Source organism: Rheinheimera sp. (genome assembly GCF_036782235.1).
Classification (GTDB): Bacteria; Pseudomonadota; Gammaproteobacteria; order Enterobacterales; family Alteromonadaceae; genus Pararheinheimera.
In genome coordinates, this window is sequence record NZ_DAIPZL010000011.1 from 79,504 (window position 1) to 101,084 (window position 21,581).

Genomic DNA, 21,581 nt, shown 5'->3' on the forward strand with positions numbered 1-21,581 from the left:
TTTTTTAATAATTGTCAGAGTACGCCAACCAGGTTCAGAAACACTACTGCAATGGCAACAGGTGTGAACCAGCGGATACAGAAGCGCCAGATAGTATAAGCAAGTGGCGTAGTATTCAACTCTTCTTCGATGGCGTGACGTTTCATCACCCAACCGGTAAATAATGCCACCGCCAGGCCGCCGATGGGTAACAAAATGTCTGAGGTCAGATGATCAATTAACTCAAAAAAATTGTGGACGTCTTTACCAATAAAGTGAAAGTCAAACTGTGACCAGCTGGCACCGCTAAAAGAAAACACGGTCAATAGGCTTAAACTCCAGAGCACCGCACCACCAAGCACGGCGGCAGGCATCCGATTAAAGCCTTTAGATTCAACCAGCCAAGCCACAACAGACTCCATCATCGCTATGGTAGAAGTAAATGCCGCCAGCACCAGCATAATAAAAAATACCGGCCCGAGCACTGCTCCGCCCGGCATAGTGGCAAAGGCCACCGGCAAGGTAACAAAAATAAGGCCTGGCCCCTGACCAGCATCCAGTCCCTGACTGAACACTATCGGATAAATCACCATAGCTGCAATTAACGCGACCGATGTATCAGCCAGCGCTATCCAGACAGATGTACGCACGATAGAGACGTTATTGGGTAAATAAGCCCCATAAATCATCATCACACCCGAGGCTAAACTCAGACTGAAAAAGGCATGCCCCAGTGCGATCAGCACGCCATTCATCGTCAATTTTGAAAAGTCCGGATAAAACATAAAACGTACCGCTTGTAAAAACTCGCCGGTTAAACAAGCGTAAATGGCCATCCCAACCAATAACAAATACAAAGCTGGCATCATCCATTTTATCGTGCGCTCAAGGCCGTTTTTCAGACCACGCGCAACTACGGCACAGGTGGTTACAATCACGACAGTGGTCCAGAGCAACAAACTACTGCTGTCTGTCGAAAACTGGCCAAACATCTGGCCAAGTTCAGCGGCTGTTTTACCAGAAAACTGCCCTGTGGCCGCTTTGCCAACGTAAGCAAAAGCCCAACCTGCGATCACTGAATAAAACGACAAAATTAAAAAACCGGCAAACAGGCCAATCCAGCCGGTTAACTGCCAATAAGGATGGGCGTTGGCTTCGAGAGCCAGCATACGTGCCGATAAGCCTGGGCTTTGACGCCCTCTTTTGCCTATCAATACTTCAGCCATCAACACCGGCAAGCCAATCAATACAATGGCCAGCAGATAGACCAGAACAAAGGCTCCGCCGCCGTTTTGCCCCATGATGTAAGGAAATTTCCAGATATTGCCAAGACCGACGGCGGCGCCCGTAGCGGCAATAATGAAAGTAAAACGGCTGGACCATTGGCCATGCACAGATAGACGGCGCTGCAACATGCGTAAAACCTAAAATAAATGAAACAAAAAACACAAAGGACTGAAACCAGTCCTTTGTCGGGGGAAGCTTATAAAAGCTAGCTCACTTTTTCGCCAGCTTACTGCTCATGATCAGATCTGAGGTGATAAGTGCAGTCTCTTCCAGGAAGGGATCCAGCTTCTCCAGAACTTCCGGCGCGTCTTCCGCTTTTTTCACTGGAGGTAACTTTAATCTGGCCAGACGTTCGTTGGTACGCGCCAGTTCACGCGCTGCCAATCCATCCTTTTTTGCTAACCGTTCTTTTTCATTCAGCGATACTGTTTTTACGTCCTTTTCTTTCTTGTATTCAGTAATATCAGCTAACAGAAACTTAAACTCTGGCTCTTTGGCAATACGTTGCTGATGTTTTTCGATCAGGATAGGCAACGCCGCTTTGATATCAGTTGCACTACTGTAACTGGCTGGAGCAATCGAATCCCATGGTAAGGCATTTTTCTCTTTACTTTCACCCCATTCTGCCGGATCTATCGGAGATGGGAACGTAATGTCTGGCACCACCCCTTTATGTTGGGTACTGCCACCATTGATACGGTAAAACTTCGCAATAGTGTATTGCACGCTACCGAGCTCACCATCAAAAGTATCATAAATACGGCCAAGGCCACGGTGTTGTTGCACAGTGCCTTTGCCGAAGGTGTGTTCACCAACAATCACAGCGCGACCATAATCCTGCAGCGCAGCAGCAAAAATTTCCGATGCTGAGGCACTATAACGGTCCACCATGACAGTGAGTGGACCTTCATAAAACACACTGGCATCTGTATCGTCGTTCTGGGTAATACGACCATTGCCTTCACGGATTTGCACCACAGGGCCTTTATCGATAAAAAGACCAGTCAGGGTAATAGCTTCTGGTAGGGAACCACCGCCGTTGCCACGTAAATCGACAATAATACCTTCCACTTTTTGCTCTTTTAACGCAGCCAGCTCTTTGCGGACATCTTCGGTCAGATTGTTGTAAAAACTCGGAATGTTGATGACCCCGATGCTTTTACCATTCTGATGCAGCATAGATTTAAACACTTCGCCTTTGGCTGCTCTGTCTTCCAAGCGGATCTTGTCACGGATAATTTCTATTTGTTGTGGTGTCGCTCCAGCGGTATCGCTGGCAGCCATCACTTGTAACCGAACTTTTGAGCCTTTAGGACCCTTGATCAGATCAACAACGTCATCAAGGCGCCAACCGACCACATCAACAAAATCTTCATTACCCTGCGCTACACCAACAATACGATCTTTTGGTTTGAGCTTTTTAGTTAAATCCGCCGGACCACCGGGCACCAGACTGGCGATAGTGGTGTAGTCATCATCCAGTTGCAGCACAGCGCCAATGCCCTCGAGGCTCAGGTTCATTTCCTGCTGGAAACGATCAGCGTTACGTGGTGATAAATAAGAAGTATGGGCTTCAATGCTGCGGGCATAAGAGTTAAGCACTAACTGAAACACATCTTCACTTTCAGTTTGAGCCAACCGTTTTTTAGCGCTCTTATAACGCTTTAACAAAATGTCTTTGATTTCAGAGTTATTTTTGCCGGCTAACTTCAGGTTTAACGCGTCAAATTTTACACGTTGACGCCACAGCTCATTAAGTTGCGCCATATCGACGGGCCAGGGAGCACCTTCCCTTTCATATTCGTATTGATCATCAGTGCTAAAATCAAATGGTTTGTCGAGCAGAGAGATGGCGTAATCAAAACGTTCAGCGCGACGTTGCAAACTCAGGTTAAACATCTGATAAGCAAAGTCAAACTGACCTTTTTGAATGGCATCGTCAAACTGAAACTTGTATTGGGTAAAACCATCAATGTCGCTTTTCAGCATCACATTGTGGAAATAATCCAGACTATCCAGATAGCGTTCAAACACTTTGGCTGACAACTCATCGTCAATTTGAACCTGCAGGTAGTGCCCACGGGTAAAAATTGCGGCAACCCTTTTACTGGCGGTGAAGTGCTGGTCCAATTGCGCCAGCTTTGGCATCACCACAGTTTCTGAATTTACTGCTGCCAGTACCGTACTGCCTGAGATCAGCAGCAATGCTGCCGCTATACCGGATAATCTTTTCATCTGAGACTCTGCGTTGTTAAGCCTGATACAAACTGCCGCTATGCGTTTTGACCACCATACCAGAGGCTAACTGCACTACGACGTCCTGTTTAACCACTTCGACTACGGTAGCTGGCATTGGGTTCTGTCCAAGCTTCACTAAAACTTTTGCGCCCACTACCAATTTGTCTGCCGTAACGGCCTGTAATTCTCTTTCAGCAGCAGCTGGCTGAACTTTTGACCGAGGTTCTTTCAGAGTAGAACTTTTTGCTGTTGTAGCGGCAGACTTTGTTGCTGGTTTTTTGTAACCAGTTTTGTCAGTCTTGCGCTCAGTTCCGGCAACGGCAGCAGCTTTTGGTTTTTGCGCCTGCTGCTTGGCTTTTTGTTCAGCAATTTTTGCTTTACGCACTTCAGCCGCTTTCGCTTTGCTTTCAGTCAGGGTTTTTAATGCGTGCTCAGCCTGTTGCTGGTCAATCAGATCACCTGCAGTGCCATCCAGATCAACCCGGGCAACCCCCTCTTTGACCGCGTCCAGATAACGCCAGCTGGAGGTGTAGACGCGCAGTGCCTGGCGTAATTGTGTTTTGCTCAGCAGTGGGTTGTCTTTTAAACGTTCAACCAAATCCTGGAAAATACCGATTTTCAGCGGTTTCGCTTCACCAGTCAGCGTGAAACACAGTGGAAACTGTTCACTTAATAAGGCTACGATTTCTTTCACGTTGTGTGGTTTTACTTGCGGTTCGACTTGGCTGGTCATGCATTAATACTCTTCATCTTCTTCGTCATCTACATCGGTATCGCTGTCGTCATCGTCAGCATCATCTTCATCGAGGGCTTTATCCAGAACTTTTCTGGTGTGAGCCAAAGCCCAGTCGATTAATTCGTATTCATCGGCTTCAATCAGCACCAGGCTGCCACGCAGCTGGTCCCAGATATCACGCATCAGTTTGTCTATCAGCGCAACTTCAGTGTCATCTGGAATTTGTTGCCATACCGCATGGTATATAGCATTGATCCGGTCTGCAACCAACTCTTCATCACCTTCCCAGTCGCCGACATCGCCAACGCCGAATAAGTAATCATGAATGGAAACCAAATCTTTCATAAAGTTTGTTCCAGCCGCTGTTCAAAAACGGCAACCAGTTCAGCTAAGCCTTGTTGGTCTGCCTCATCAAAACGGGCCAGTGACGGACTGTCGATATCAAGCACAGCGATGATTTCGCCCCGCAGTCTGACCGGCAATACAATTTCAGAATTACTGGCTGCATCACAGGCAATATGTCCCGGAAATTCATGCACATCTTTAACCAGTTGAATTTCACCTGTTACCACAGCAGTACCACAAACACCTTTGCCTACGGGAATGCGAACACAAGCGGGTTTGCCCTGGAATGGGCCTAACACCAGTTCACCTTGTCTTAAAATGTAAAAGCCTGACCAGTTCAGATCAGGCATTTCATTAAATAACAAAGCACTCAGGTTCGCCATATTGGCAATCAGGTCGGTTTCATCTGCGATCAGCGCCTGTGCCTGCGCTGTTAATGTGCGGTAAAAGTCTAATTTTTCAGCAAACATGGGTGTTCAGTATCTGACTATCACAAAGGCCACTACCTTACTTGGTTTGGCTTTAAATTTAAACCTTTAGGCGGAACATTTATCAGGGCTTTGCCAACTCAAACTGTATTGACAGATCTGCACGTACCTGGTTATTGCCAAATTGCACCGCATCAGAAGCCATCATCGCCATTTTATGTCTTGGCGCAGGTGAAACTCCCTGCTCCTGAATTTGATGCACCTGTTTAATTTTCCGGCCACTTAATTTGGCCAGTTGCTGCGCCTTTTGCTCGGCATCGGCATAAGCCAGCTGTACTGCCTGCTGGTATAAAGGTGCAGGTTCTGCAACTAACAGCTCGGCCGGCGCCAGTTGGGTGATCCCCAGCGCTGCAGCTTGTTCTAACAGTGCCGGATATTTTGTTAAATCACGCACCTGTACTGTCAGCTCCCGCTCAACCCGATACATCTCAACGGCTTTTTGATCCTGTTGATATTCAGGATAAATACGCAGTGGTGCGTTGTTGATATCAGTACTGGCAATACCCAGTTGTTGCACCATAGCTGTCAGCTGCGCCATTTTAGCGTCAACTTCCGTTTTGGCTTTACTGACCGACGTTTGCCGGCTGCCCACTGTCATCTGTAATCTGGCCCTGTCCGGCGCCGCTTCAACTACGCCCGATCCCTGCACTGTGATCAGTGCCATTTGTTCTTCTGCTCCAGCATGGCCGCTGAGCATGACACTAAATAGAGCAATAGGTAACATCATTTTCATCCGCTTTCTCCTTGGATGCTGTTTAAAAAAATACCGATGGCACAGACCGCCCTATGGTGACCATGTCGGATGAACCTGTGCTGAAATCACAACGCCGCTATCTTAGTTGCCACCGTAGTCTGAAACTGTTAAATGATGTTGTAATTTCCGCATAGCCTATTGAAAAACTTTATCAACCTGAGCCTGGGTGAGCGGATGATAACCAGGCCGCGCCTGTTGATAGACCTTCTGGGCAAAATCTCGCCAGTGCGGATTTTGCGCCAGCGCCCGATAGAGTGGCACCACAAACTTGGAGCGCCCTACTTTTAACAGGAATTGCTGTACAGGCTGATGCAAAGCTTCGTAATTCAGAGGTATTGCCAATCGGCTCCAGGCCACAAATAATTCGGCATTCTGGCTTTGGCTAAAACCAAATTGCTGCTCAAGACTAATCAGCTGCTGACCCGACAACTGGCGGGGTAATTTGTCTAACAGATGCAACCACTGATGTACTGTCCAGTTGCTGGTTTGCCATTGCGGCGTGCCAGCAATAAAAAGCGCCAGTTGCTTTTCTACGTCGCTAAAGGCATCAGAAGGCCGTTTGGGATAAGTATCCGGTAAACCGCCCTGAAATACCCACTGCTCAACTTCGGCCTTTGACACCACTTGCGGGTATTTATCTAAAAGATTGGTTTGTAAAAACTGTAAAAACCTGTCTGTATCCATCGAGTGAAAGGCAAAGGTTTTAAAATACAAAGACACAAACTGATCAAAACGCGCGCGACCAAACTTTTGTTCCAGAAAACTTAAAAACAGCTGGCCTTTTACATAAGCCACAGCGCTGAACGCCTCGTCCGGGTCCCGGCCTGCGAGCTTGAGTTTCAGTGCCTGATCTGGTTCTGTTAACTCCGGCATAGCGCGGGTTAATTCCGCCACACTGAGGCTATATTCCATATCAGCCCGGCCTTTGCCGTACACTTCTGCCATTAGCCTGTTTTCAAAAAAGTTCGTAAAACCTTCGTTTAACCACAAATCTTCCCAGTTACTGTTGGTAATTAAGTTGCCGGACCAGGAATGTGCTAACTCATGAGCGATGAGACTCACCAGACTTTTGTCGCCGGTGATCACTGTTGGCGTGATAAAAGACAAACGGGGATTTTCCATGCCGCCAAATGGAAAACTGGCTGGCAGAATTAATAAATCATAACGGCCCCACGGATACTGGCCATAGAGTTTTGATGCCACATCCATCATGGCCTGAGTGTCAGCAAACTCAGCAACAGCTTTGTCCAGCCAGATTTTTTCAGCATAAACGCCGGTTTGTGCCGACATTGGCTGAAAGTGCAGATCACCAACCGCCAACGCCAGCAAATAAGAGGGTACCGGCTGTGGCATGTCAAAGTGATAATCACCATCCCGTTCAGTATTTTTACTGTTATCAGCACTCATCACGGCCAGTAAAGGTTTGGGAGTGCGGACACGTGCCTGATAATTGACCCTGACTGCCGGCGTGTCCTGCAGTGGGATCCAGCTTCTGGCATGGATAGCTTGTGATTGGCTAAACAAAAACGGCTGTTGTTTTTCGCTGGTTTGCGCCGGGCTTAACCACTGCAAACCGCTGCTGTCTGCAGTGGTGTGATAATACACCCGCACTTTTTGGCTATCTGGTGATAGCTGAATACTCAGACTCTGCCCCAGAATACCGGCCGCTTTACCCAGTTGAAAACGGGCGCTCGCCCACTGCCCGTCGGCTTTTTGCTGTAATACCTTTTCAATGACCAAAGCACGGCTATCCAACACCAGGGTATTGGCATTTTTCTGCTGCCGTTGAAGTTGATGTTCGACAAAACCACGCAGCTCTGATTTATCAAAGTCGACAGTGACATCAAGTAGCAGATGGGTGGAAATGATTTGTTCAGGATTGGAAAAACTATGCTGGTCGCGTACCTGCGCCTGCAAAGACGAGGTGAAACTAAGTGCAATCACAAAAAATACAAAGTGCATTTTAAAAAACAACTGTGGCATAACGGCCTCCAAAGGTAAGGCCGTTATCATAGGCGTAGCGCTCAGGGAAAAAAAGTTATTCCACTTGCCTGACTTAAAAACAACCTGTTTTTATTCAAGGCTTTTACCCGGGCTTAATACAGCCTGACACAATTGCGGCCCTGGGCTTTGGCCTGGTACAAGGCATGATCAGCAGCGGCCACCAACTCGTCCAGCGATTGTAATGACAATGAAAATCCGGCAATGCCGATACTGCTGGTAACTTGTTGCCCCGCAAGTTGCTCCGGATACCAGAGCGCAATTTTTTCGCGGATCCGCTCGGCAAGTGCCAGTGCCGACACCGCACTGGTGTCCGGCAACACGGCAATAAACTCTTCACCACCCAGCCGTCCCAGCTCATCCGGCTTACGCAGTTCTGCATTCACTCTGTCGACAAAACCGCTTAAAATACAATCGCCTACCGCATGCCCAAAGGTGTCATTCACCTGCTTAAAATGGTCTAAATCAAATACCAGCACCGCCATATCCTGCTGGTATCTGCGGGCTTTTTTCAGATAAAGCTCAGCAATTTCCATAATTTTGCGTCTGTTGTAACATTCGGTCAGCACGTCATGGTCGGCCATATTTTGCAACTGCCGCTGTAAGTCTTTGATTTTACTAATGTCAGCAGCAACAAGGCCGGTTGCAAATAACTTACCTTCGGTAGAATAAATCGGAAATTTAATTGATAAAAAATCCCGCTCTATGCCGTCTACCGGTACCACTTCCTCAACACTGATCGGATTCTGGCTTTGCTGTGCCAAAAGATCGGCACGTCTGAACTGAGCTGCGGTTTCAGCGGGGAATAACTCACTGTCTTTTCGGCCGATAAAATCGCTGACCGGGCGCTGAAAGAGCCGGCCATATTGTTGATTCACATAAAGGTACTCGCCATCCAGTGACTTGGCACCAATGACAGCCCCTGAGTTATCGGCGATAGCTTTGAATATTTGCAGTTGTTGCTGCGACCAGTCTTTCTCGTCACTCATAGCGATAACCAAAGTCCGTTATGGTTGCCCGCAAAAGCAGGTTATACCTCAAGTCAAAGGTAGCAGAGGCCAGAGACGCCGGTGAAAAATATTACGAAAATCTGATATTAGGATGATAAAGCACTGCTCTGTTTTGGATTGGCCGGATAATAACGGGCATTTTGCACTATCTGGTGTGGGAAAAAGCGCGTGTCTTTGTGCGGTAGTTTCATAAAACCACCTACACCTTCTCCGGCAATAAGACGGATATTTTCGACGATATTCGCCAATAACGCACGGAACTCTTGCTCTTTTGCCGGGTCGAGCAAATGGAAATAACTGTGAATTTTCATGTAAAGTGTGGTTACTTCAAAAATAATACAGCCGCTGTGCCGGATAAGGTTCAGTTTGGCAATATCCGCCATAATAGCGTCGGGCAATACCAGCTGTTCGTCCGGATCTTTACCGTCTTCAAAATAAGAATGTTGTTTGCTGCTGTCATCAGGGCTTAAAGCGGACGCTACGTCATAAGGGATCACAGTGCCGGCGGGTGCCACAAAAGGAATATCGGCACTGGCTCTGGATAAATGGATGGTCTGGCGGGCATTAAACAAACAGGCTTTAAAAATGCCCACTTTGCCGATGGCTTGTGCCAGATACACCACATTATTCACAGCCAAACTAAAAGCACTGTAAAGCTTTGCATCATACAGATGCAGGTTACAGTCGATATAAACGCCCTGCTGTTGCCAGTGAATTGCCAGGCCGCCTACCACCGGATAACGTGCCAGCCGGCTTACGGCCGCTACAAAGGCTTTTTCCGTTTCGCCCATGCCTTCCAGATAGTTTTTGTAGTACCGCTCCAGCTGTACGTCGTCAACATACTGAATACCCGCTTCTTCGCTGTGTTCCCGTAAAAATGATTTGCGGGAAGAATAGACTACAGTATCCAGCTCTTTGACATCTTGCTGCAGCTGCACCGGCAACAACGGGCTGTCGTCAAATAAGGTTAAATCGGGTAGTACCAGCTGGGTTAGTCGTGGCATTACTTTAAGAAAATAGTCGCCGGCATCAGCTCGGAGATGGGCATCATCAGCCAGCATACTGTCGAGCATAGTGGCAAATTCCATTGGCAATCCCAGACTACGGGCCGGAATGGCCTTACGACCAAAACGACAGGATTGGCCTGAGGCCAATGCATATAAGGTACCGGCTACACCTTGTTCGTCAAATCTGGGGCTGGATAAAGCGCCAAGGCGCTGCTCTGTGCCAATAAAATACACATCCCCCAACCTGGCGTTGGACGTTTGTAAATCGGCAGACATGAGCTGCATCACATTGTTGCTGATGTATTGGCCCTGCTCGTCGGTCTGGGCAAATACCGAAGAGCCCCAGTCCACCAGACTGATTTGGCCACTTTGTTCATCAAATACAATGTTGGACGGTTTAATATCACCATGGACTATCGGGCATAACTCGCCGTCTTTGTGATGAGTGCGCAGCACTTTTAACAGCGCAGCCAACTGCGCCGCTATGTCGATCAGCAGTCGCACCGGCAGGCGGCCATGCTGCAGACTGTATTGTTCCAGATCCACACCTTTGGCACGGCCCATCATCAAAATACCCTGCTTTTTGATCAGCTGATAAGTGATATAACGCGGCACATTCGGATGGTTCAGCTGAGACAGCATAAAAGCTTCGTCAGCGAGCCTTTCCTGAATATGTTGTGGCAGATTAATGCGGGAAAACTTAAACACACACTGTTCATTACGCTGATCAAGGCCGGCAAAAGCAAAACCATAAGCGCCTTTGCCTACCAGCTCGATATCGCGATAACCCAGCTTTTGCAATTCTTCAATACAAAGTGCCACCCAGTCTTTGAGTTTTTTGGCGTCATTGGCGTTTAACAGATAAAACGACTGCTCTTCCGGGATGTAAAAATTGCGAAGCTGGTGTTTTTCCATGCTGAACTCTGTTTCTGCCGCTGAGAAAATCGCTGTGATAAAAATACTTTGTTAAACAACAGGACGTTATCATGTACCTTGTTTCAGGTAAATGAGCCCTTGTCAAAGTGGTGTTTGTTGCTGTTTTGGCTGAAGTTGCCGTATCAGCAGCACAGCAATCCCCAGTAACAGCGCTGAGAGCTGTAACATCAGCTGAAAATTGCCACTGTATTGCACCGTAAAACCGGCAACCCAGGGCGCGATGATTTGTGCCAGACCGTAACTTAAAGTGAGTTTGCCCATGGCAGCTGCAGCATTGTACTGATAACGCCGCCCGGCCAGGGTCAGTACCAGACTGACAATACCAATAAAAGTGATGCCAAATAACAAAGCGCTCAACACACCTGCCAATGCGCTTTGGTGATACAGCGGCAATAACATTGCGATAATTTGCAACACCAAGGCCTGTCGCAGCGCTGTCTCAAGGCCAAAACGGCGCGCCAGCGCATCCCAGATAAAAGGTGCCGGCGTGGTTACAAGTCCAACACCAACCCAGATCCAGGCGGTCTGATTTTGTAGTGCAGCGATATGTTCAAGTTCCAGCAGGATAAAGGTGGTGCCGGTGGCAAAAGCAAAACCGGCACAAAAATACAGCAACACCATGATTTTCAGCCAGTGACCAGATTCTGTGCTGTGGCCATTTGCCATGCCAGACAAGGCTTGTGGTGCGGGTAACCAGCCCCAGGCGGGAAACAACAATAACAGGCTCAAGGCGGCAAAGACTAACCACAGCTGCTCCCAGCTGAAATTTTTTGCAAAAAGTGCACAAATAAGGCCGGATAACACAATGCCTGCACCCATACCGATAAAATGGCCACCCAGCGCTGGTCTGAAACCGCTTCGGGTTAAAAAGTTCAGCACAAAAGCCGAGGCCAGCAACAAACCGGCAATGCTCGCAAAGCCGCCGGCAAAACGCAGAATAGCCCAGCAAAGAAAGTCTGTGGTCAGCCCCATACCCAAGGTACTGGTTACCGAAAGCAATAAAGCAATACGATACAACAGCAGTTTTGCACTGTTGTTGTGAAGCAAAGCCACAGTTAAGGCGCCTGTCAGATATCCCAGATAATTAAAAGTAGCCAGAAAGCTGCCCTGAGCTTTGCTAAGTGTGGTATCCGCAAGCATCAGCGGCAACATCGGGGTGTAGGCAAAACGAGATAAACCGACACTCAGAATTAAAGCGGCAATGCCTGCACCTATTACCTTCGCAGCGTCGGATGTGATCGGGTTTATTTTGCGCATCAAGAGCCCTGCAGAATAATCACTGAAACTGATTAAGCCTGAAAACACCCGGCGCTACTATGCGACTTCTGTCTTAAATTTCGGTGAGCAAAAACAACAACCCCACCAGATTGGTGGGGTTGTTTAGGCTTGATTCGGCGTTGTGGCTTAACGCATATTGACCAGCATACTGCTTGGCTCTTCCAGATACTGTTTCCACAGATTGGTAAAGCGGGCAATAGTGCCGCCGTCAATCACACGGTGATCGCCAGACCAGCTGATTTGCATAATAGAACGCGCCACCACATGGCCTTTATTGTCAAAACGCGGCAGCTGCTGCACTTTGCCAAGGGCAACAATAGCAACTTCCGGCTTGTTGATAATAGGCGTTGCCACTGTGCCGCCAATAGCACCAATGTTGGAAATAGTGATAGTGCCGCCTTTTAAGTCGCTTGGGCTGACACGGCCTTCACGGGCTGAGTCTGTCAGTTTGGTTAAGTCTTTGGCGATTTCCACTATCGACTTATGCTGACAGCCTTTGACATTTGGCACCAATAACCCCACTTTGGAGTCGACGGCAATCCCAATATTGTGGTCGTCAAAATAAGTAATTTCAGAACAATCGCTGTTGACCTGACTGTTTAAAATCGGGAACTCAGTTAATGCCAGCGACATCGCTTTCATAAAAAACGGCATCATAGTGAGCTTAACACCTTGTTTGGCAAGACCGTCTTTTAAGCTGAGCCGAAGGGCAATTAAGTCAGTTAAATCAATCTCTTCACAATAGGTAAAGTGTGGAATAGTAGACACTGACTCGGCCATTTGCCGTGCCATCGCTGCTTTAATGCCTTTAATAGGCTCAACACGACGACCGCCGGTTGCAACTGCAGAAACAGCCTCTGTTGCGCTTGTCGCTGCTGCCACAGCTGCGGCTTTTGCAGCGCAGACTGGTGACGCAGCGCCACTGACAAACTTCTGCACATCTTCTTTATAGACACGGCCTTTAGCGCCAGAGCCTGCCACCTGGGTTAAATCAACATTCAGCTCACGGGCTAAACGACGTACTGCCGGGCTTGCCACTGCTTTGCCGTTATTGGCCATCACAGCGGCAGGTGTTGCAGTGCTTGTTGCAGCGACCGGAGGTGCAACAACTGCAGATGCCTCGGATACAGCACCAACAGGCGCGCCTTCTGCAACCCGTTCAATGGCAAATAACGGAGCATGTACTTTGGCAATTTGCCCTTTGGCAGTATAAAGTTTCACTACTTTACCGGCGTATTTGGCCGGAATCTGTACTAAAGCTTTGTCGGTCATCACATCACAGACTGGCTGATCTTCGGCGATCACATCACCTTCTTTGACCAGCCAATCCACCACTTCACACTCAACAATACCTTCGCCTATATCCGGCAGCAGGAAATCTTCAGTGATTTTACCGGCAACTGCTGCTGAAGGCGCTGCAGCGGTTTGTGTTGCAGCGGGAGCTGCTGTTGGCGCTTGAGCTTCACCGGCAATCTGCATTTCAAATAAAGGGGCATGCACTTTGGCAATATCACCTTTGTTGTAATACAACTTGCTGACCACACCATTAAACACAGATGGGATCTGCACCAGTGCTTTGTCGGTCATCACGTCACAAACCGGCTGATCTTCAACTATGGTATCGCCTTCTTTCACCAGCCATTCGACCAGTTCACATTCAACGATACCTTCACCGATATCCGGCAGAATAAAATCTTTTTTCATTATGGCCTCTATCAGCTGTGGATCAGAACTTCACCGAAGCCACAATAGCTTCAAAAGTTTTTAAGTGGTCAGCCACGTATTCGCGTTCCAGCGCCAGCGGATACGGCGTATCTAAACCACACACCCGTGCAATCGGGCTTTCCAGATGCAGGAAACAACGTTGCTGAATGGTTGCGGCAATTTCACCGGCAAAACCGCCAGTTAACGGCGCTTCGTGGTTAATGACTAAACGGCCGGTTTTGGTGACCGACTTCACGACGGTTTCCACATCCCATGGCAGAATACTGCGAAGGTCAATCAGCTCACAGGAAATGCCCTGAGCTTGCGCCATTTCAATGGCTTTTTGGCAAATTTCAATTTGCGCGCCCCAGGCTAAAACTGTCACGTCTTTGCCTTCCTGCATCACTTCAGCCACGCCTAATGGAATTTCGTAATACTCTTCCGGCACTTCACCGGTAGAGGCGCGGTACAGCTTCTTAGGTTCAAAGAAAATCACCGGATCTTCTGAGGCGATAGACGCCAGTAACAAACCTTTGGCCTGATACGGGTCGCGTGGTACGGCAATTTTTAAACCCGGGGTGTGGGCAAAATAAGCTTCCGGCGACTGGCTGTGATAATGACCACCGGCGATACCACCACCGTATGGCGTGCGAAACACCAGGCCTCCGACATTAAATTCATTGCCTGAGCGGTAACGGAACTTGGCCGTCTCGTTGACGATCTGGTCAAAGGCCGGAAAAATGTAGTCGGCAAACTGAATTTCAGCCACAGGTTTCATGCCCTGTGATGCCATGCCATTGGCAAAACCGGCAATACCCTGTTCAGTTAATGGCGTATTAAAACAACGGTCTTTGCCGTATTTTTCCTGCAGTTTTGAGGTTGCACGGAACACACCACCAAAGTGGCCTACGTCTTCACCAAAACAGACCACAGTACTGTCTTTGGCCATCGCCAGATCAAGGGCGTTATTAATGGCCTGTAACATATTCATTTTTGCCATTATGACATTCTCCCTGACGTGATTGGATAAGCATCCGGATATTTGCGGATGTGTGCTTTGAGTTCAGCCAGCTGACGCTCAAGTTCAGGGATAGGTTCGGCGTACACATCAGAAATTAAGTGTTCAATACCAGGTTTGGCCACTTTTTCTGCCACTTTCAGTGCATCCAGAATTTCAGCACGCAGTGCTTCAATCTGAGCTTTATCGGCTTCATCATCCAGCCAGCCTTTGGCCAATAACCATAAGCGAAAACGTGAAATCGGGTCGTTTTTACGCCACTGCTCTTCTTCTTCCTTGCTGCGATAACCGCTTGGGTCATCAGAGGATGAATGTGCGCCCAAACGGTAGGCAATAGACTCGAGCAACACCGGCTCATTGGTTTCCAGTGCATATTCACGCGCCATTTTAGTGGCCTGGTACACGGCCAGAATGTCGGCACCATCCACCCGGATCGCTTTCATGCCATAACCTACAGCACGGCAGGCAATACCGTCACCTTTAAACTGCTCGTTGGCCGGTGTCGAAATGGCATAACCATTGTTACGGCAGAAGAACAGCACAGGTGCTTTATGCACGGCCGCCATATTTAAACCGGCGTGGAAATCACCTTCAGAGGCGGCACCTTCACCAAAATAACAAATAGTGACGTTGGATAAACCACGCAGCTTTTGCGCGTAGGCGTAACCTGCCGCCTGAGGAATTTGGGTCCCCAGCGGGCTGGAAATGGTCATGTAATAAATATCTTTTGAGCCGTAGTGCACCGGCATCTGGCGACCTTTACCGAGGTCTTTTTCGTTGGAAAACAGCTGGTTCATAAATTGTTCCAGCGAAAAGCCACGGTAACGTAAAGCACCCTGTTCACGGTACTGCGCCATGATCATGTCTTTGTCATCGAGCGCAGCTGCACTGCCAACAGTGGCGGCTTCTTCGCCTAAACACTGCATATAAAAGCTGATGCGGCCCTGACGCTGCGCAGCGAGCATCCGCTCGTCCAGCACCCGGATAAAACTCATGCTGTGATACATTTTCAGTGCAGTTTCTTTATCCAGTTCAGGTGCCACAGCACCAGGATAAATAGTACCGTCGTCCTGCAGAATACGAAGAGTTGGGATCTGTAACGCGTGCCCACTGGTAAATTCGGCTGTGTGTACAGTCGAAATGGTGGCGTTGTTAGGGTTGGTCATAGGTCTCTCTTTAGGTTTCGGGTAACGCGGACCTTGGTTGTTTGCCGGCATTACCTTGAAATTGAACCAGACTGGTGGCGCAACCATTGCTCTGTGGCAATTTTTGGCAGGCAAAACCAGCTTCTCCCCATGGTGCCGCTTGCGATGGCGTTTCAGATTGCGTTTTTTTATGGCGTTTGCTTAGGTCACACCTGACAGTAGACACCAAAGCTTTACGTAAACGTCAATCGAAACCTTGCCGGCAACACCCGCTATTCTTGTTTTTAGAATATGATCGATTTTTAGAATGCGCGGCAACTTTACCTTTACGTAAACTGCATTGCAACCGGATCAGCCATTAAAAATTAGCAGAAAGCCAAAACAAAGCGGCAAGAAATGTTGAACCGGCTCATCTTTACAGCAGCTTTGAGCCTGATCCCCTGCGCAGCCTCCTTTGATGTGCAGTTACGACTGCAACTTTTCATTCAAGCGTAAAAAAGCCACAACAAGTTGTGGCTTTTGCCGGCGTATCGGTTTTTATCAAACGCTTTAGGCGGTGCGACCTGCCACTGAAATGGGTTTCACCATCAGCATGGCTCTTTGGCCTATGGCTACTTTGGCATTTGGGAAAATGAGCGCCTCACCGGGTTGTTCCACCACATACTCCACACCCTCATCTCTGGCCAGCACTGTGCCTGGCGCAAATTGGGTAAAGTTTTCGATATCAGCGGCAAAACAAAGCTCAAAAGCTTCAGTTTGTTTGTTAATAGCGCGATACACCTCAAACAAATGAAAATCCGTTTCGGCAAAAGCCTTGGTGCTGATCATGTCGCCACTGATCAGTTTTTTCAGTAACAGCGCAACATCGGCAAAACGGCTATGGTCGTTTTGGCCAAAAGGTCGTGCTTTCCCCAGCTCCAGCGTAAAGGCATGCGCATTGTGTTCGTTGGCACCGTAATAACTAAAAGTGGTGGCCGGTGTTTGCATTAATAAAAAGGTATTGACACCACAGCTGGCCCATAAGGTGAGCTGTTGTTCAGACCAGGGTTTACCGTGCAGATATGGATAAACTGCAAACTTTTCAAACTTAGAGCCGCGGATGGCAGTATGTAAATCGTATAAAGCGCGGTTGCGCCCTTGCGGCATAGCCTGATAAAAACGGCTGACATATTGCTCTAACCTGGCGCAACGCAATTTTTCAAAGGACACACCGGCAGCTTCCGCCTGCTGTGCTACTGGCGCTTTGGCCAATAACGCAGGGTCTATCTGATGGGCGCCGGAAAAAAACCTGTTCATATTGTCTTTGATTTCACGCAGACCAGCGTTCATTGCTGCCGGGTTGCCAAATAAAAACAACACCCGTTCAGCTAACTGCAACCTTTCCTGCAGAATGTCTTTGACCAGAGCGGCACAAATTTCAATAGGCGCTGTTTCGTTACCATGTACACCTGATGACAGTACGATGTCGTTATTGCCGTAACTGTCGGGCGTAAAACAAATGACCCCGGTGTCCCAGATCTCACACTTTGTGCCATTGTTCAGCACAAAACTTGTCGCCGGATAAAAGTCCGGGTGTTTGAGGGTAAAAGCCAGAAAATCGGCATCGGCAAGCACTTGAGGCAAAGCGGTAGGTAACGCAGATAACATAACTGGTCCTTGCAATGTTGAGCGAATTAACTGCCGGCGGCACAGTGAACAGAACGGGCGGCAGCGCGCTATTGTAGCCAGCTCAGTGCGGGCTTTGCAGCAAAATAATGACGGCAATAAGCCGTCATTTTGCAAAAAGCGCCTCTTTCGCAGGCTTAGCTGCCAGGTGCTGTTGTGGTCGTTGTCATTTTATGGGCAGGAACTGCCATAAATTGCGCTTGCCCACTGCGGGTTGTCGATAAATGGATTGCGGTTTTTTTGTAGCTCGTAAATGCGGTTATTACGGCGTTGCTCAAAACTGTCGACCGGATCGGCTAAATGCCAGGCGAGCAATACACAAAGTTTACCCATTTGTGGTGCTGTGCTGCCGGTTGGCGCAATGTTAGGGATAGATAAATCCGGGGTACCACTGTCATCGCCCCCCTGATAACGCACGTCCATATAAAACAACATCCGGGCAACGTCGCCTTTCACTGCAGCGCGGGGTTCAAAACTGTCACTGTCGGTTTTATTCAGTGGCGCCTCCGCTATTGAGGTCCCCCCATTGTCAAAATCTTTATTGCCGCGGGTGGAGTTCAGCGACACATCTTCCGGTCTTAAATGATGCAGGTCGGTATGAGCGTACTGGCTTTCATCAGGGAAACCATGACTTTTGGCCCAAACATGCTCACGGTTCCAGGCGTCCAGTGAGCTGCTGGTATTTACTCTGAAGGTTTTTGGTGTGCTGCGGCCAGCGTACAGCAGGATCACATTGGCGGTATTGGCCGGATCTTCATCTGTGTAGCTGATGGCATCCCAGACTTCGCTGTAGCTAAACCGAACATGGCCCCGCAAAATATTGTTTAACGCTGTTTTTAGCGCAGCGCCTGATAAGCCCGTGGTGCCCACATAATAATCCGGCAAATTCACTGTTGTTGACCCACCGCTGCCGCCGCCATCACAAGAAGTACTGAGCACACCAGAACCCGGGGTGCCGGCATTTGCCGACACCTGCCAGTCGGCTGCGGTATTGCTGTCTGGTACGTTTTTGCGTGCCACTGAAGTATCAACAGCATTTAAACCCCAGCCACTGACCGCGTTTTCAAAAGCGACCATGTCAATTTCTGTGCTGCCCTGGCGCAGGCGTACATAATCACCACTGTTGCCCAGTGACAAAGTCATGCCTGACTGATTGGCACTTTTGCCAGTCAGAGCCTGCAATGCACTGCTGCTTTTTGCTACGACAAAATAACCACCGGCACTGATGGTACCGGTTAAGTTAAAACTGCTACCGTTATCGGCCAGGCTATAACCTGTTAAACTGACCGCTGCGCAGCTGTCGTTATAAATTTCGATATATTCTTCGGTACTGTCATTGTTCGGTGCGTCATAGAGCACTTCCGATAACAACAATTTAGCTTGCACTGGTTGCAATAGAAGGCAGCAACAAGCCGCCAACATCAGACGTTTCATCTGTTCCCCACTTTATAATTTTATGAAGTTGTTCACTGTGCCGGTTGATGCCGTTTTTTGTGAAAAGTCCTGCCCAGCATCCAGCCGGCAACACAACTTGGGTGATCACAAAAACGACTACCCGGTGATTTACAGTGGCTTACTGCGATGTTTTTATCTTAAAAATCAACGACAGTAGCTCAGCATAAAGCAGGAATATGACAATTACCTTATTTAAAGTTACCTTATTAACAAATGTCTGACAGTTAGAAACTACTGGCGCAATGAAGGCGGTAAAGGAAGGCGGAAACTTCAGCCCTTTACTGGTTTAGGCCCACATCACCAGCATGGCCGCAACGACTATGAGGCCAAGCCCCAGATAATGCTGTTTTTTTAACTTTTCGTTAAGAAACCAGGCTGAAATCATTAAGGTGAACAGTACCTCAACCTGGCCCAGCGTTTTTACCAGCGGCACTGTTTCCAGACTCATCGCGGTAAACCAGCCCAAAGATCCAATACAGCTGCTGACACTGGTCAGCAGGGTCAGCTTTGGCTTTGACCATAAGGCGTTGAGGGTTTGAGCGTCACGCAGCGCCAGATAACAGAGCAATATCAGCGTTTGTAAACTAATGACAAAAAGCAGCACCCAGGCCGCCCCATAAGGAAAAGGCAGACCAAGGGCTAAACTGGCCTCACGTACCCAAAGAGATGTCAGCGCAAAAGCCAAGCCCGAAGCACCGCCTATCAGCACAGTTGACCAACTGATGGTTTTGATACTGGTTAATCCACTTAATAAAAAGACTGCGATGCTGCCAAGCAAGACACCAAGCCAGCCGAGCGGTGTTAACGCACTTGAAAAAAACAACACCCCAAGCACTGCGGCAAAAATCGCTTCACTTTTGGCAAGGCCAACGCCTATGGCGTAATTCTTTTGTTTAAACAGCACCACCATCAGCGCAGTGGCCAGGATTTGCATCAGGGATGCGGCCACCACATAAAATACAAAATTGTCGTGAAAGGCCGGTATCACCGCATCGGGTGAGCTATATAACAACCACAGATACAAAGCGGCTAAGGGGCTGGCATAGATAAAACGTGCCAGTGTCACCCCCAGCACATTCACATCCACACTCAACTGTTTTTGAAAGGCGTTGCGCCACGCCTGCATAAATGCGGCTAATAAAGTAAATAAAATCCACATGAGATAATGTCCTGTGCTGTGCTGGCCGCGACTGCGCTAAAACCGGCGTTGTGAGTCGATGGAACCATGCAATCAAACTGCCGGATGGCCAGATGGATGTAACCGGAAGGCTTAATGTACCGGATTTTATTGTTGTTGGTAGCTGATATTCTGGAAAACCCGGTTAAAAACCCAGCAGTTAAACAAGCTATGCCAGACATTCCGTTGCAATCAGGAGGAAAAGTATTATGATAAGCCCCAACGTCGGTACGTAGCGCAGCTTGGTAGCGCACTGTCATGGGGTGTCAGGGGTCGGAGGTTCAAATCCTCTCGTACCGACCATTAATCTCCCGCTGTATATTCTTGTTTGTCTTCCTTTGATAATTTTTTATTCATCAACGACTTTTTTAACCGATGGCAATAACGCACTGCTGGGTTGCGCAGCAGCATATGATGGCTGATCCAACGCGCACCATCGGCCCAGGCCAGCTCGTTGTGATCGGCCGAAGTGTAAAACTCAACCGTCTGCACCCTTTTGCACTCAAACTCACGCTGCAGCAACAGATACAACAACAGACGCCCTGGTGCATAAGCCGCAAAATCTTCATCATAAGTTGTTTTTAACAAGATCAGCATCTTGGCTGAGGCAATACAAAGCTCCATCGCCACCGGCTGATCATTCAGGCAAAGCTGATAAACACAGGCTTGCTCAGTTTTGGCAAAACGCTGTAACAGCTGCAGATAAAACTGCCCTTGCCTGTTATTCAGATGCACAGCTGTTCCTATTTTTTCTTTCCAGCCTTTAGATTCCAGCATGCCAAATTGCGCCAGTGCGCTTTCCATTTCTGCTTCTTTGGTAAAACAGTGTAGTGTGAAGCCAAACCCCGCCTGCTGTACCTTCTCAAAACGCCGCTGCAGATTTTGTCTGAATTTTTTACTGCGTCTTTGCAGATATTCGGCAAAACTTCCTGCACTGAGGTTCACATTAATAGTCAATGCATGGGCCATCACTGTTGCCTGTAAAGTACCGGGATCACAACTGAGCGGGCTGTATGCCGGATCCTGACAAGGTAAATCCAGTCCCAGCGTAAAACCCGGCAACAGTGGCAACAATTGTGGCAATAATGCAGTGTCTTGCAGCAATAACGGAGTCACCTGTGCCTGCGCCGGTAAAAATAACGACCATTTGGTGATGCCTTTGCGTTGCACTAACAGCATGCCGTCAATCACACCGCCGCTTTGATGCACACAAAGCCAGACAGTATCATGGGCAAAATACTGCAGCATGGTTTCAATAAATCTGCTGTCATAATACGGATGCTGTTGATATAACTCAGCATTGAGTTTGTCCCAGGCGCTTTTAAACATACCAAGCCCCTGCTTTGCACAGTAAAGAC

17 protein-coding genes and 1 tRNA gene are annotated in these 21,581 nt (G+C 48.3%); 1 reads left to right on the forward strand and 17 read right to left on the reverse strand.

What is annotated here, in order from left to right:
* Positions 1-14: 14 nt before the first annotated feature.
* The 16 genes from V7P87_RS12665 to V7P87_RS12740 all read right to left on the reverse strand — a co-directional run bounded on the left by V7P87_RS12665 (position 15) and on the right by V7P87_RS12740 (position 20,205).
* Positions 15-1,394 (reverse strand): sodium-dependent transporter, encoded by a 1,380-nt coding sequence (locus V7P87_RS12665; RefSeq protein ID WP_333797749.1) that lies wholly within the window; start codon positions 1,392-1,394, stop codon positions 15-17.
* Between the two features lie 82 nt (positions 1,395-1,476).
* Positions 1,477-3,501: a carboxy terminal-processing peptidase gene (gene prc, locus V7P87_RS12670; protein WP_333797750.1), complete on the reverse strand. Its 2,025-nt coding sequence runs from the start codon at positions 3,499-3,501 to the stop codon at positions 1,477-1,479.
* Positions 3,502-3,517: 16 nt separating this feature from the next.
* Positions 3,518-4,237: an RNA chaperone ProQ gene (proQ, locus tag V7P87_RS12675; protein WP_333797751.1), complete on the reverse strand. Its 720-nt coding sequence runs from the start codon at positions 4,235-4,237 to the stop codon at positions 3,518-3,520.
* A gap of 3 nt (positions 4,238-4,240) precedes the next feature.
* The gene (locus tag V7P87_RS12680) at positions 4,241-4,585 is read right to left on the reverse strand and encodes a hypothetical protein (protein ID WP_260656524.1); all 345 of its coding nucleotides are present in this window, start codon (positions 4,583-4,585) and stop codon (positions 4,241-4,243) included.
* Positions 4,582-5,055, reverse strand: coding sequence for a GAF domain-containing protein (locus V7P87_RS12685; protein WP_333797752.1), 474 nt, complete (start codon positions 5,053-5,055; stop codon positions 4,582-4,584). The genes V7P87_RS12680 and V7P87_RS12685 overlap by 4 nt, the downstream gene beginning before the upstream one ends.
* Positions 5,056-5,137: 82 nt before the next feature.
* A complete protein-coding gene (locus tag V7P87_RS12690) occupies positions 5,138-5,806 on the reverse strand; it encodes an SIMPL domain-containing protein (protein WP_333797753.1) in 669 nt (222 codons plus the stop codon).
* Between the two features lie 156 nt (positions 5,807-5,962).
* Positions 5,963-7,810, reverse strand: coding sequence for a M1 family metallopeptidase (locus V7P87_RS12695; protein ID WP_333797754.1), 1,848 nt, complete (start codon positions 7,808-7,810; stop codon positions 5,963-5,965).
* 113 nt (positions 7,811-7,923) lie between these two features.
* Entirely contained in the window at positions 7,924-8,817 is an 894-nt protein-coding gene (locus tag V7P87_RS12700; RefSeq protein WP_333797755.1) for a sensor domain-containing diguanylate cyclase, read from the reverse strand.
* A gap of 107 nt (positions 8,818-8,924) precedes the next feature.
* The gene (locus tag V7P87_RS12705) at positions 8,925-10,760 is read right to left on the reverse strand and encodes a protein kinase domain-containing protein (protein WP_333797756.1); all 1,836 of its coding nucleotides are present in this window, start codon (positions 10,758-10,760) and stop codon (positions 8,925-8,927) included.
* A 102-nt stretch (positions 10,761-10,862) separates the two neighbouring features.
* Positions 10,863-12,038, reverse strand: a complete 1,176-nt coding sequence (locus tag V7P87_RS12710; protein ID WP_333797757.1) for a YbfB/YjiJ family MFS transporter — start codon at positions 12,036-12,038, stop codon at positions 10,863-10,865.
* A gap of 147 nt (positions 12,039-12,185) precedes the next feature.
* Entirely contained in the window at positions 12,186-13,763 is a 1,578-nt protein-coding gene (locus tag V7P87_RS12715; protein WP_333797758.1) for a dihydrolipoyllysine-residue acetyltransferase, read from the reverse strand.
* 22 nt (positions 13,764-13,785) lie between these two features.
* Positions 13,786-14,763: an alpha-ketoacid dehydrogenase subunit beta gene (locus V7P87_RS12720; RefSeq protein ID WP_333797759.1), complete on the reverse strand. Its 978-nt coding sequence runs from the start codon at positions 14,761-14,763 to the stop codon at positions 13,786-13,788.
* Entirely contained in the window at positions 14,763-15,947 is a 1,185-nt protein-coding gene (locus V7P87_RS12725) for a thiamine pyrophosphate-dependent dehydrogenase E1 component subunit alpha (RefSeq protein ID WP_333797760.1), read from the reverse strand. The genes V7P87_RS12720 and V7P87_RS12725 overlap by 1 nt, the downstream gene beginning before the upstream one ends.
* Positions 15,948-16,475: 528 nt before the next feature.
* Positions 16,476-17,573, reverse strand: coding sequence for a succinylglutamate desuccinylase (astE, locus tag V7P87_RS12730; RefSeq protein ID WP_333797761.1), 1,098 nt, complete (start codon positions 17,571-17,573; stop codon positions 16,476-16,478).
* A 189-nt stretch (positions 17,574-17,762) separates the two neighbouring features.
* Complete coding sequence (locus tag V7P87_RS12735; RefSeq protein ID WP_333797762.1) at positions 17,763-19,025, reverse strand: endonuclease; 1,263 nt, start codon at positions 19,023-19,025, stop codon at positions 17,763-17,765.
* Positions 19,026-19,332: 307 nt separating this feature from the next.
* Positions 19,333-20,205 (reverse strand): DMT family transporter, encoded by an 873-nt coding sequence (locus V7P87_RS12740; RefSeq protein ID WP_333797763.1) that lies wholly within the window; start codon positions 20,203-20,205, stop codon positions 19,333-19,335.
* A 244-nt stretch (positions 20,206-20,449) separates the two neighbouring features.
* Between V7P87_RS12740 and V7P87_RS12745 the strand changes: the two genes are divergently transcribed.
* A tRNA-Pro gene (locus tag V7P87_RS12745) sits at positions 20,450-20,526 on the forward strand.
* On the opposite strand, the gene V7P87_RS12750 is transcribed toward V7P87_RS12745, so the two are convergent.
* Positions 20,527-21,552 carry a GNAT family N-acetyltransferase gene (locus tag V7P87_RS12750; protein ID WP_333797764.1) on the reverse strand — a complete coding sequence of 342 codons (1,026 nt, stop codon included), beginning with the start codon at positions 21,550-21,552 and terminating at the stop codon, positions 20,527-20,529.
* Positions 21,553-21,581: the final 29 nt, after the last annotated feature.